The sequence below is a fragment of the Peptococcaceae bacterium 1198_IL3148 genome, assembly GCA_036763105.1.
In the GTDB taxonomy this organism is placed as follows: domain Bacteria; phylum Bacillota; class Desulfotomaculia; order Desulfotomaculales; family Desulfohalotomaculaceae; genus JBAIYS01.
Window position 1 is genome coordinate 37,066 of record JBAIYS010000001.1, and the last position, 12,323, is coordinate 49,388.

The following is a 12,323-nucleotide window of genomic DNA, read 5'->3' on the forward strand; positions in this document are numbered from 1 at the left end:
TATCATTCACCTTTTCTGCCAGTGTCAACCCATATTGATTGACCATCTGTATTTATTATCACCGCACCGTGGACATCGGTGCGATAAATTTTTGTTCCCATATCTGTCAACACCTCTAATACAGCTGGCGCCGGATGACCAAATCGATTTTTTTCGCCCACTGAAATTACCGCTATTTTCGGGTTGACAGCAGCTAAAAATTCCGGCGCAAAATTGCCACTGCCATGGTGCGGTACCTTTAGCACATCTGCCTTTAAATTATTATTAGTGTTAACTAATATTTGTTGCTGATCCCCTTCTATATCGCCGGTAAATAAAAAGCTGGCCTGTTGATAACTAATTTTTACCACCAGTGAACCGTTGTTTAAGTTTTGCTGAGCCGCCGCCGGGGACAATATTGTCACCGTTAGGTTATTATCCAACTGCAGCCCTTGTCCCGCTTTAGCAGACAATACCGCTAGTCCTGACTGATGCATATATTCTAACAAATGGCTGTAAGCTTCTTCCACCACTTCCCCTTGCCGATCAGCACTGTTCGCCAACGGAGTAGTCAACACCAACCCTACAGGCATATTATCTATTATCGTCCGGGCACCACCACAATGGTCCTCATGGGGATGGCTAAGCATTAATACATCTAGGTTATTAATACCCAATCGTTTTAAATATGGCAACACCACCATATCCCCAGCGCCACTGCCATCTACAAATTCACCGGTCCAACCACCGGTATCAATCAACATATTTTTGTTACCAGGGGTCTGAATCAAAGCAGCATCACCTTGACCAACGTCAATGAAATGCACAGTTAAATAGTGGTTATCTATCCTCGCCAACAGAACAATAACCACTAGGCTTACTATGACACCGGCCCCCAACAGATATTGGGGTATATTTATCTTAGACAGCGAAAAATAGGGCAAGCAAGCCAGTAATAAATAAAATAGCACCACTCCCCACCAAGGGGGCGATGGTAAATACAACGCCGCGTGGGGCAAGCCGGCCATACCATGCACCAACCACAGCAACAAGTCCAGCAGCACGCCGGTGGTAACATTAATGATTGCGGCCAGTGGGGCAAACAATAGGCCCACCAACACGCTGATACTGCTGAACAACATCACCCCGGTAATTATTGGTGCAGTTAAAATATTGGTGACAACGCCCACTAGCGACATCATGTTAAAATGGTAAGCAACTAAGGGGATAGCAGTAATCTCTGCCACCACCGGTACCGAAACGGCCACCACAAGCATTCTGGGCCAGCGGGACAACATTTTTTCAACGGTGGGGGTAAGGTATAATATGCCCCAAGTAACCACAAAGGAAAGCTGAAAACCCGCCTCCCACATTGCCCTAGGCGCATCAAATAAAATAATAACCACCGCCAAAGCCATGGCAGTGGGCCAATCCCGCTCCCGGCCAAAATGCCTGGCCCACACCACCATTAAACCCATCACCACCGCCCGCACCACGGTGGGCACAAAGCCGGTGATGGCGGCATAAAAAATTACTGCCATTGTACTGAGTGGAGCTTGCAACTTTAGCGGTACCTTTAAGATATGTAGCAAAAACACAATGGCCCCCAGCACCAACGCAATATGAAAACCAGAAACACTCAATATGTGATACAAACTGGTGGTTTGAAAATCAGCACAGATATCCTCATCGATCATCCCCTGGTTACCAAACAAAATCCCTTGTACTAACGCCGCCTGTTCCGCAGGCAACGTTTTTGCCAACACCTTCAATAAATGTTCCTTGGCAACCAAAGCCCATCCCATTATTCCGGTATCAACTTGGCCCAACCGCTTTACATTTTCTTGTTGCCAAACCGACATAATCACTTGAATACCATGGCGGGTTAAGTATTGTTGGTAATCAAACTGCCCCGGATTCCCTGGGCTTGAGGGGGTTTGTAGTTGCCCTTGGCTCTCAATGATATCTCCATAACGAAATATCTGCTGGGGCTGATATACAGTCAACCTCAGCAACCCTTGGGCGGATTTCCTTTGTTCTTGAACCTGCAACTGACTAACTTCCACCTGATATATAACTCTGTCCGGCCTGACATCTGGCTCCCGCACCACCGCCCCAGTTATCGTCACCATTTGATCGCCGTATTTAACTAAGTTTGTCTGGTGCCAATGGTCCCACATGTTAATATGAAACACACCTAGCAACAGGCAAAGTAACACCAACAGCCAACGGGTCAAATCAGCTGCCTTGAAAAAACAACAAGCAGTCACCACCAATACCACTGCCATAAGCGCTAACATTGGCGCCAGCGGCACCGTAAAAAAGGAACCGATTAATACACCGATGGTAAAAACAATGCACAACTGTAGCAGTGGTCGGCTGGTCATAGGAAAACCACCTCAAATTCAATTTTAATTATCAATTTTGAATGTTGGATTTAATAGAATTAAAAGCACCCCTAAAGCTAAAGGGGTGCTTTTGCTAGCCGATGTATTGTTGTTTTGTGGCCAAGACTTTGCGTACATAATTTTGGGTTTCGTTGTATGGAGGAACGCCGTTATACCTATCCACATTACCCGGGCCAGCGTTATATGCCGCTAGGGCCAGCGTTTCGTTGCCCTGGTATTTATTTAACATTTGATTTAGGTATTTAATACCGCCCTCTAGATTTTGCACTGGGTCAAAGGGATCAGTTACCCCCAGTGATTTTGCGGTTGCCGGCATTAATTGCATCAATCCCATTGCTCCAGCGGCAGAAACGGCATTGGGATTATAGCTCGATTCATTGCGCACCACCGACTTCACCAGCGCTGGGTTGACCCCATACTTCTTGGCTAACCTTTCAATTATTGCGTCATACCTTTCGGCACCCTTTTGATTGCTTTGGTAGCTATTGTACACCGCAGAGATGTCAACCACTGGGCGAGTATTTTGCGGTTGACTTTGCCGCTGATAATAGGTTACCGGTGCAGTATAGCCTTCGGGTCTGGCTCCTGACATCGCTGCCATCAGTTGCGCTAATTCTGCCAGTTGTTTATTATTATCTTGGCCATTACCTATTCCAGTGGTGCCACCTTGATTGCTAATGGCCTCTGCCAGCATCAGGGCAAAGACCTCTGACATTTGACTATCACTTGTCGAACTAGTCATTGAAGGGTTTTGGGCCTGTATAACCATTAATTGTGCCCATAATGAAACATCCATATCCATTCACCCGTATCCTTTAATATATTGAGATCATATCTTTTAAGTCATTATATTTTTTATCACCAATGCCAGACACATTTTTAAGATCTTCTATTGTTTTAAAACCTCCATTGGTTTGGCGATAATCTATAATTCGCTGGGCTAAAGCTGGACCAATACCAGGTAGTGTATCCAATTGGAACAGATCAGCGGTATTTAGGTTAACTTTGCCTCCGGTGGCATTGACGGTGGAGGCAATCAATTGGCTAGTATTGCCGCCGGGCATTGCCGAGTCGCCTGCCATCAACTCCATTTTAGGTGGCACCGAAATTTTTTGCCCATCGGCTAATGGCGTAGCCAAATTTAAACTATCCAAATCTGCCTCGGCATTGGGTTGGGCCATTTCAATGGCATCTATCACCCTATCCCCAGTAAGCAAGTGGTAAACACCTGGTTTCGCCACCTCACCACTAACATGGATTACAATTTCCTCCGGTTTGACATCACTTTGCTCAGTTTCTTCCGCTGCCACCACTATAGTGGGTTGGTCACTGGCTAGGTTTCCTTTATAAACTGCATAGCGATAGCCGCCACCAAAAAGCAGTGCTGCCAAAATGATAAGAATAACCAGTTGTTCTCGGCGCCCCATTTGAAACACACTCAACACCTCTATCCAACTCATGCTGTTTGTCGGAATTGGTATGTTAATGTTCTTTAAAATCCAGCTTTGGAATTTTGAATTATGAATTATGAATTTTAATCAGTTCAACATATATCTATCAAATGATTTAATGTTCGCGGTAAAAACAAAAAATCCTGCCAAAATTTGTTTTTTAATTAGTTAATTGTCTGCTACTACAGTAGGTTTTTGCAACAGCCCAGCCTAATTCAAAATTCCTAATTCTTAATTGATTTTCTACGTGTTTCTTTCATTAATAAACAATTCACCATCTTTAGTCAATGTGGCAATTAATACTTGGTCTACGGTAAAACCTTTTTCTGCCAGCTTCTCTTTTAACCAATTTTCATCCAAGTTGATATCTTGGAGGTTTTTATTCATAATTTCACGATCCATTATTAATACTGCTGGCAAACCCTCATATTTGGTTGCAATGCCTAAATCCTCCGGGGTCACTGGGCGTTTTTGCGATTTTGGTATCACACTTAGCTTGCCTGAGCATTCCAACACTGCAAATTCCACATCTTGAATATTAGCTACACCATTCTCACGCAGTTGGGATAACAGATCATCTAGGTTATAGCGGGCCTTTCTCATTTCACTGCGCAGCAATTTGCCATTTTTGATAATTATTTGCGGATGCCCACACATAACCATGCGCACCGGTCTACTGATCATAGTTAAGTAGGAAAGGCCCACTTCCAACAGGCCCAATACTGTCATCGGCACCAAGCCATGCCAAATTGGAATATCCGGTCTCTCCATGGGAATAGCAGCCAGTTCAGCAATAATAATGGCCACCACAAAGTCAAAGGGTGAAAGTTGTCCTATTTCCCGTTTGCCAGTTAACCTCAATACAATTAATACAAAAAAATAAATTACAATTACACGAAAAACAATTTCCCACAAGTCAACTCCCACCTACCTTTAAGCAATAGCATGCAAAGTGTAGTATGTGTAGTTGGCTTATGTAGCATACAATATCATAATCGCTTTTTAGGGAACACTCCACCTCTGATGTTCCTAGCATCTGAGACATTGTAAAAGGTTTTGGGGTCCACTTGATCGAGGATGTCAAGCAATTTTTTTAAGTCTTTGCGCTTTAAAATCACAAACAGTATCGTCCGGGGGCCGCCACGACCGGCGCCTACAACACTGGTGACACCATACCCAGCAGCCCGCAATTTGTTTATGGTATCACCAACTTTGTCCCGTTTAGGAAATACCTGAATGGACAAATAACCCACCGCTAAATAATTATCAACTATCGCCCCAACATAGTTGCCGGTGGCAAAACCACCTGCGTAGGCAATTACCTTTAAGGGGTCATCCAATCCTCCGGACATAACTTCATTCAAGGCCACCACAAAGATAGAAACCTCCACAAAGCCAATTAGCGCCGCTGCTAACTTTTTGTCCTTTGTCAGCATTAGTATTCTGACTACATCCAAAGACATGTCCGCCACCCGGGCCACAAAGATAAACAAGTAACCAAAAATAACCTCTGCCAAAGATAAATTCCCCCCGTGTTAAAACATTAAAACTATAATTTACGTATAAAGAAAGAAAGATCCCCTTCGTCGCTGTATGGTTCTACAAAACAAAGAAGGGAACCTGCATAAAATGCTTGGTATTATTTTACTACGATATTAACCAGTTTCCCTGGCACAGCAATTATTTTAATCACTTGTTTGCCGGCCAGTAGTTCACTAATTTTTTGTTGATTCATGACATTTTCTTTCAGTTGCTCAGCATTGATATTAGCTGGTACCAGCATTCTTTCCCGTACTTTACCATTAATTTGTACCACAATGGTAACTTCATCTTCAACCAATGCTTGTTCATCATACTGTGGCCAAAGCTGTTTATGCACACTATTATTGTAACCCAGCAGCTGCCAAAGTTCTTCAGTAATGTGCGGAGCAAAGGGCGCCAGCAAAATAGTCACATTTTCCAACGCTTCCCGCAACACTGCGGCATTTCTTTCGACTTGGGGCACTTTATCCCGGTAAGTATAGAGTGCGTTAACCAATTCCATAATGGAACTGATGGCGGTATTAAAGTTAAACCGCTGATCAACATCTTCACCAACCTTTTTAATGGTTTGGTGAGTAATGCGGCGCAATTCTTTGTGTACTCCCACCAGCTTATCAACATTTTGCAATGCCGGGGCATCCTTTACTTCTGTCAACAGTGAATGAAACAACCGCCATACCCGGTTTAAAAATCTATGACAACCCTCTACTCCACGGTCACTCCACTCCAAATCACGCTCCGGTGGTGCTGCAAATAAAATAAACAGTCTGGCAGTGTCTGCACCATACCTACCGACAATCTCCTCTGGACTAACTACGTTGCCCTTGGATTTTGACATTTTGGCACCATCTTTAAGCACCATGCCCTGGGTAAGTAGGTTTTTAAAGGGTTCTGGTTGATCTAGCAAACCAATATCTTGAAAGAACTTGGTGAAAAATCTAGAGTACAACAAGTGCAAAATAGCGTGTTCTACGCCACCGATATATTGGTCAACGGACATCCACCGATCCACATTGGCTTTACCCCATACATGCTCTTTGTCTCGGGCACTGGTATAGCGTAGGTAGTACCAACTGGAATCCATAAAAGTATCCATGGTATCGGTTTCCCGTTTGGCTTCTCCGCCACATTTGGGACAGGTGCAGTTAACAAATTCCGGAATATCCATCAGCGGTGATTTGCCAGATGGTTTGAATTCCACATCTGTTGGCAATAGCACCGGCAGTTGATCTTCCGGCACCGGCACAGTGCCACATTCTTTACAGTAAATAATGGGGATTGGGGTGCCCCAATAGCGCTGCCGAGAAATTAACCAATCCCGCAGGCGGTAGTTGACCACCCTTTGACCCTGTTTTTTATCCACAAGGAAATTAGTAATGGCCTTAATGGCCTCATTATTTGGCAACCCATTAAAATCGCCGGAGTTAATTAATACGCCTTCACCAGTATAAGCCTCAGTAAGTTCCTCATTTTCGATATCTCGGTCTTTAGGCTTAATTACCGGGCGGATCGGCAATTTATATTTGCTGGCAAAATCAAAGTCCCGTTGGTCGTGGGCCGGCACACCCATAACTGCTCCGGTACCATATTCAAGCAGTACATAGTTGCCCACTAAAATGGGAATATGTTCTCCGTTTACCGGGTTAATACAGTATGAGCCGGTAAATACCCCTTCTTTTTCAGCGGTTGTGGTCCGATCCCTCACTGTCATGCTGCGTACTTTGCGCACAAAATCAGCCACTTCTTCTTCATGGTCAGTACCCTGGGCCAAACTTTCCACCAGTGGGTGTTCCGGGGCCAGCACCATATAACTAACACCAAAAATTGTATCCGGCCTGGTGGTAAATACTTTTAATTCATCTTCAGCACCTGCAATTTTAAAGGTTACTTCCGCACCTTCACTGCGACCAATCCAGTTTTCTTGCATCAGCTTTACTTTTTCCGGCCAACCATCCAGTAGCTTTAGGTCTGACAACAACCGGTCAGCATAATCGGTAATGCGGAAAAACCATTGTTCCAGTTCCCGCTGCTGTACGGTGGTGCTACAGCGTTCACAGGCACCTTCCACCACTTGTTCGTTTGCCAGTACAGTGGCACAATCCGGACACCAGTTTACTGTGGCTGTTTTCTTGTAGCATTTGCCTTGTTCATATAATTTAAGAAAAATCCACTGGGTCCAGCGATAATAATCTGGATGGCAAGTGGCTAATTCCCGACTCCAATCATAGCTTAAACCCAATTGTTTGAGTTGCGCTCTCATGTTATCAATGTTTTCCTTGGTCCACTTAGCTGGGGGCACAGCGTTTTTAATGGCCGCATTTTCTGCCGGCAAGCCAAAGGCATCCCAGCCCATGGGGTGTAGCACATCATAACCTTGCATGGTTTTAAAGCGAGCCACCACGTCACCGATGGAATAGTTGCGCACGTGTCCCATATGCAGTTTGCCCGAGGGATACGGGAACATCTCTAAACAATAATACTTAGGCTTATCCGAAAAATCCGGCACCTGATATAAATGTTCACTTTGCCACTGCCGTTGCCATTTTTCTTCAATATCTTTAGCTATGTAACGTTCTTCCACTAGTACAGCCTCCCATAAATATTCGGGGGTAAACCATTGGTTTTACCCCCGACATTCTATCATATTTTGTCAAAGTAAACAATCGTATGCAATTTAGGCAGTTTCTATCTTTTCTATATCTTTTAAGTTTAGCATTTCAATGGCTTGCTGGCGCAATTTATATTTCTGCACTTTGCCACTGGCGGTGGTGGGGTAGTCCTCGACGAATAATACATATTTGGGTATTTTATAACGGGCAATTTTGTTTTCGCAAAACTGTTGGATATCCTCTTTGGTGCAACTGGCACCCTCTTTTAACTTAATGAAGGCCAGTACTTCTTCGCCATATTTTTCACTGGGCACACCAATAACCTGCACTTCTTTAACATGGGGGTGAGTATAGATGAATTCTTCTATTTCCCGGGGATAGATATTTTCTCCACCGCGAATAATCATTTCTTTGAGCCGCCCAGTGATCTTAAGATATCCATTTTCATCCACCACCCCCAAATCACCGGTGTGCAACCAACCCTCTTCATCTATGGCCAACGCCGTTGCCTCGGGGTTCTTATAATATCCTTTCATAACATTATATCCCCGGGCACAAATTTCACCCTGTACCCCAGCGGCAACCTCTTGATTTGTGGCCGGATCAACAATCCGCATTTCCACACCGGGCAATGCCCTGCCAACGGTATTTACCCGCAACTCGATGGGGTCATCGGTACGGGTCATGGTAATACCCGGCGATGCTTCAGTTTGACCGTAGGTAATAACAATTTCTTTCATGTTCATCCGCTCAATTACCGCTTTCATCACTTCTATCGGACAGGGTGAGCCGGCCATAATGCCGGTGCGCAAACTGGACAGGTCGTAGATACCCTTTGACAAGCACTCTAACTCAGTAATAAACATCGTCGGTACTCCATGGAGCGCGGTACACCGTTCCTTTTCCACCGTTTCCAATACCTTGATGGGGTTAAATGATACCAAAGGCACCATGGTGGCCCCACTGACCACACAGGCGAGGGTGGCCAACACACTGCCAAAGCAATGGAAAAATGGTACCGGGATACACAAACGATCTTGATCGGTGAACCTCATACAGTCCGCAATACTGCTGGCATTACCAATTAGGTTGATGTGTGTCAACATTACACCCTTGGGGAAACCAGTGGTACCAGAGGTATATTGCATATTAGTCACATCATCTGGATCCACAGTGGCCATCTGAGCATCTAACTCCGCTTCTGATACTTGATCGGCCAGTTTTAATATGTCGTCCCAAATAAACATGCCCGGTTGCCTTTCAGCACCGATCAGCACCACTTTTTTGAGCAGTGGCAAACGATCACTGCTCAGCTGGCCAGGCTGAGCATCCTTTAATTCGGGACATAGTTCATAAATTGTATCGATATAACTAGAATTTTTAATGCCTTCAATTAAGAATAAACTGTTGCTGTCCGATTGTTTCATTAGGTATTCCAGTTCAAAGGCTTTATAATTGGTATTTACCGTTACCAATACCGCCCCCATTTTACCAATGGCAAACTGTAGTAACAGCCATTCTGGTACGTTGGTGGTCCAAACGGCAATATGATCTCCTTTTTCCAGGCCCAAAGCCATTAATCCTCTGGCCACTTTCCGGCATAACTGATTAAATTGTTGGTATGAATAGCGCAGATCCCGGTCTACATATACCAGTGCATCATTATCTGGATATTGCCTGGCGATATTTTCTAACAATTGCCCCATGGTTATTTTGTCAATATTTTGCATACTATCCCCTCCTAAATAATAACAGAATATTCTGGATACTTTTTCTGGGAATGTACCGCTTTTTCTTTTTATATCTCTTTTTTTCATAATAGTCAGTCTTTAATGGATACAAAAAACCTCTCATCCCTGATAGGGACGAGAGGTCAATCTCGCGGTACCACCCTAATTGTAATTTGGTGGAGCTAAGGGGGCTCGAACCCCTGGCCTCTTGAATGCCATTCAAGCGCTCTCCCAGCTGAGCTATAGCCCCAAATTACCGGCTTAATGTGTTTAACGGACACAATCCGACATGAAGTACATATCCCCCATGCATCTCAGAGGCGAGTTCAACGTTACACTCACCGCTTTGCACCAACCAGCGGCTCTCTGCAGAGTGATACCATTTACTACTCCTCATCATTGACTTTCAATATTTGCCGTGATGAAACATATTATAAGATAGGGTTTGATTTTTGTCAACATAATATTTTGTTTTTTTGTTTTAACTTTCCGAGGAAACTTCTACCACCGGGGCATCTCCCCATAATTTTTCCAACTTATAAAATTCCCGCTCTTCCTCTTTAAAAACGTGAACAACTATGTCACCGTAATCCAGTAGTATCCATGAACCTTCACGCAATCCTTCTCGTCTTAATGGTTCAATACCTTGTTCACTAAGCTTTTCCTCAATATTTTCTGCAATAGCTTTTACCTGGGGGCCAGATCCCCCACTGCAAATCACAAAGTAATCACACATTGCTGAAATTTTGCTTAGGTCTAGTACAGTAATGTCTTTTGCCTTTTTTTCGCCAGCAGCGTTATAGGCTAGATCGGCCATTTGCTGGATGCTTAATGCCACAAGAATTCCTCCCTAATTTATTACTTGCTAAATTATACTCTATAATTACTAAATCAGTTACTTTGAAATACTCAGTAGCAGGTCGTTACGGGCATCCACTGCCAGTGGATGCAACAGATATTTGGATTTTAACACAACTTGGATCTTATGTTCAAGGCAACAGAGCACTGCTTGATTTATGTTGTTATGGCAACCGGCAACCTGTTCTCTCAATACTTCTATGCCCCGATACGCTCTTCCAGGTTCAATGGCATCGGCAATCATCAGTATTTTGGCAACATCACCCATGCCCACATCACCTAAGGTATGCACTGCCACTGCATGTAGTATTTCTTCGTCTGTTATATGATATTTATTTTTGGCCACCACCGCCCCCACCGGACCATGCAACAGGGCGGGAAAGCTTTCATATACATAGTCGACATTAATGTCGTGGTGATGGGCAAACTGAATTAATTCTTCGTCGCTAAATCCCCGGGCACAATCGTGCAGCAGTGCCGCCAATTTTACTTTAGCCACGTCCGCCTGATATCTTTTGGCCAATTTTTCAGCGGTTTCTATTACTCCCAAGGTATGGAGATACCTTTTTTCTGGAATGTCTTGCTTTAATTGTTCTTTAATTACTTCAAGGTTCATCTTCAATCTCCTCTATAATGGCGAAACAGGAAACCTCCTAGCCCAAAGGGTGGAGGTCCCAAGGTATTTGTATTGTTATTGTTGTTCTCTTGGCTTGGCCTCATTAACGGTAATAACTCGGCCATCCAACTCACTGCCATTTAGGGCAGCGATCATGGCCTCAGCATCGCCATCGTTTACTTCAACAAAGCCAAAGCCCCTTGATCTACCGGTTTCACGATCGGTAATTACCCGGCTGGATAAAACTTCACCATGAGCGGCAAAGTGTTCTTGCAAATCCTCAGCCTTGGTTGCCCATGGTAGATTACCAACATATAGTGTGCGAGCCATCCTTGTAAAATCACCTCTTTCTTGGTTCTTAAAGGTAGTATTTGCAGTTTGAAAAAAGTGATTACAAATATGTGTAAGTAACATTTGCTAATATTTACAGGTATAGGAGATGTTCCTTAATATAGTTTTCCACCGGCTCGGGCAATAAATATTTTATTGGCTCCCGTCGCTGCACTCTGTTGCGAATATCAGTGCTGGATATCGCCAACGAAGGTACATAAAACGGAATGATCTTTTTTAAGCATACATTGGGTAAAATATTTAATTTCTTTTGCAAATCGCTCAAATCATAGCCTGGCCTAGTGGCAGCAATAAAATAGCAAAGACCCAGTAACTCTTCAACACTTTTCCAGGTAAGGATTTCTAAAACTGCATCGGCACCGGTAATAAAGTATAATTTTTCCGGACGGTATACTTCTTTGACCGCCTTAACGGTATCTATGGTATAAGATGGCCCCGGTCGCTCAATCTCTAGCGTAGAAACTTCAAACCAAGGATTCGATGCCACCGCTAACCGGGTCATGGTCAACCGATCGTCAACTGATGTGGTGATGGCCGCTTGATCTTTATGGGGTGGCTGAGCCGCCGGTACAAACACAACTTTATCGCATTCAAACTTATGCCGGGCCTGTTCGGCCACCACCAAGTGACCATTGTGTATTGGGTCAAAGGTTCCACCCATGATGGCAAGGGATTTCATTATTACACCAACTTTTGTTCTTACATTTTTTGTTCTATGAAACTTGTTATTTTGCCTTTAGCAAAAATGCAAGTGACTTTTGCCCTTGCTTCACGAAAAA

Annotated in this window: 11 protein-coding genes and 1 tRNA gene; all 12 read right to left on the bottom strand. The window is 44.0% G+C overall.

Going from position 1 to position 12,323, the window contains the following annotated elements; translation table 11 throughout:
• Positions 1 to 2 precede the first annotated feature (2 nt).
• Entirely contained in the window at positions 3 to 2,366 is a 2,364-nt protein-coding gene (locus V6C27_00200) for a DNA internalization-related competence protein ComEC/Rec2 (protein ID MEG6614854.1), read from the bottom strand.
• Positions 2,367 to 2,460: 94 nt separating this feature from the next.
• A complete protein-coding gene (locus V6C27_00205) occupies positions 2,461 to 3,129 on the bottom strand; it encodes a lytic transglycosylase domain-containing protein (GenBank protein MEG6614855.1) in 669 nt (222 codons plus the stop codon).
• A gap of 73 nt (positions 3,130 to 3,202) precedes the next feature.
• Positions 3,203 to 3,847 (bottom strand): helix-hairpin-helix domain-containing protein, encoded by a 645-nt coding sequence (locus tag V6C27_00210; GenBank protein ID MEG6614856.1) that lies wholly within the window; start codon positions 3,845 to 3,847, stop codon positions 3,203 to 3,205.
• Between the two features lie 234 nt (positions 3,848 to 4,081).
• The gene (locus V6C27_00215) at positions 4,082 to 4,753 is read right to left on the bottom strand and encodes a DUF421 domain-containing protein (protein ID MEG6614857.1); all 672 of its coding nucleotides are present in this window, start codon (positions 4,751 to 4,753) and stop codon (positions 4,082 to 4,084) included.
• Between the two features lie 74 nt (positions 4,754 to 4,827).
• On the bottom strand, positions 4,828 to 5,355 hold the full coding sequence (locus V6C27_00220) for a DUF5698 domain-containing protein (GenBank protein MEG6614858.1): 528 nt from the start codon (positions 5,353 to 5,355) through the stop codon (positions 4,828 to 4,830).
• A gap of 122 nt (positions 5,356 to 5,477) precedes the next feature.
• Positions 5,478 to 7,961, bottom strand: coding sequence for a leucine--tRNA ligase (gene leuS, locus V6C27_00225; protein MEG6614859.1), 2,484 nt, complete (start codon positions 7,959 to 7,961; stop codon positions 5,478 to 5,480).
• A 93-nt stretch (positions 7,962 to 8,054) separates the two neighbouring features.
• Positions 8,055 to 9,719: an AMP-binding protein gene (locus V6C27_00230; protein MEG6614860.1), complete on the bottom strand. Its 1,665-nt coding sequence runs from the start codon at positions 9,717 to 9,719 to the stop codon at positions 8,055 to 8,057.
• Positions 9,720 to 9,893: 174 nt separating this feature from the next.
• Positions 9,894 to 9,969 (bottom strand) — tRNA-Ala (locus V6C27_00235).
• A 231-nt stretch (positions 9,970 to 10,200) separates the two neighbouring features.
• Entirely contained in the window at positions 10,201 to 10,557 is a 357-nt protein-coding gene (gene rsfS, locus V6C27_00240; protein ID MEG6614861.1) for a ribosome silencing factor, read from the bottom strand.
• Between the two features lie 57 nt (positions 10,558 to 10,614).
• A complete protein-coding gene (gene yqeK, locus V6C27_00245) occupies positions 10,615 to 11,193 on the bottom strand; it encodes a bis(5'-nucleosyl)-tetraphosphatase (symmetrical) YqeK (GenBank protein ID MEG6614862.1) in 579 nt (192 codons plus the stop codon).
• Positions 11,194 to 11,268: 75 nt separating this feature from the next.
• On the bottom strand, positions 11,269 to 11,523 hold the full coding sequence (locus V6C27_00250; protein ID MEG6614863.1) for an RNA-binding protein: 255 nt from the start codon (positions 11,521 to 11,523) through the stop codon (positions 11,269 to 11,271).
• Between the two features lie 94 nt (positions 11,524 to 11,617).
• A complete protein-coding gene (gene nadD, locus V6C27_00255; GenBank protein ID MEG6614864.1) occupies positions 11,618 to 12,223 on the bottom strand; it encodes a nicotinate-nucleotide adenylyltransferase in 606 nt (201 codons plus the stop codon).
• Positions 12,224 to 12,323 lie beyond the last annotated feature (100 nt).

What these genes read in the sequence shown, in the direction of transcription:
- V6C27_00200 (MEG6614854.1), bottom strand. Translation starts at nt 2,366, where the DNA reads ATGACCAGCCGACCACTGCTACAGTTGTGCATTGTTTTTACCATCGGT.
- V6C27_00205 (MEG6614855.1), bottom strand. Translation starts at nt 3,129, where the DNA reads ATGACTAGTTCGACAAGTGATAGTCAAATGTCAGAGGTCTTTGCCCTG.
- V6C27_00210 (MEG6614856.1), bottom strand. Translation starts at nt 3,847, where the DNA reads ATGAGTTGGATAGAGGTGTTGAGTGTGTTTCAAATGGGGCGCCGAGAA.
- V6C27_00230 (MEG6614860.1), bottom strand. Translation starts at nt 9,719, where the DNA reads ATGCAAAATATTGACAAAATAACCATGGGGCAATTGTTAGAAAATATC.
- yqeK (MEG6614862.1), bottom strand. Translation starts at nt 11,193, where the DNA reads ATGAACCTTGAAGTAATTAAAGAACAATTAAAGCAAGACATTCCAGAA.
- V6C27_00250 (MEG6614863.1), bottom strand. Translation starts at nt 11,523, where the DNA reads ATGGCTCGCACACTATATGTTGGTAATCTACCATGGGCAACCAAGGCT.
- nadD (MEG6614864.1), bottom strand. Translation starts at nt 12,223, where the DNA reads ATGAAATCCCTTGCCATCATGGGTGGAACCTTTGACCCAATACACAAT.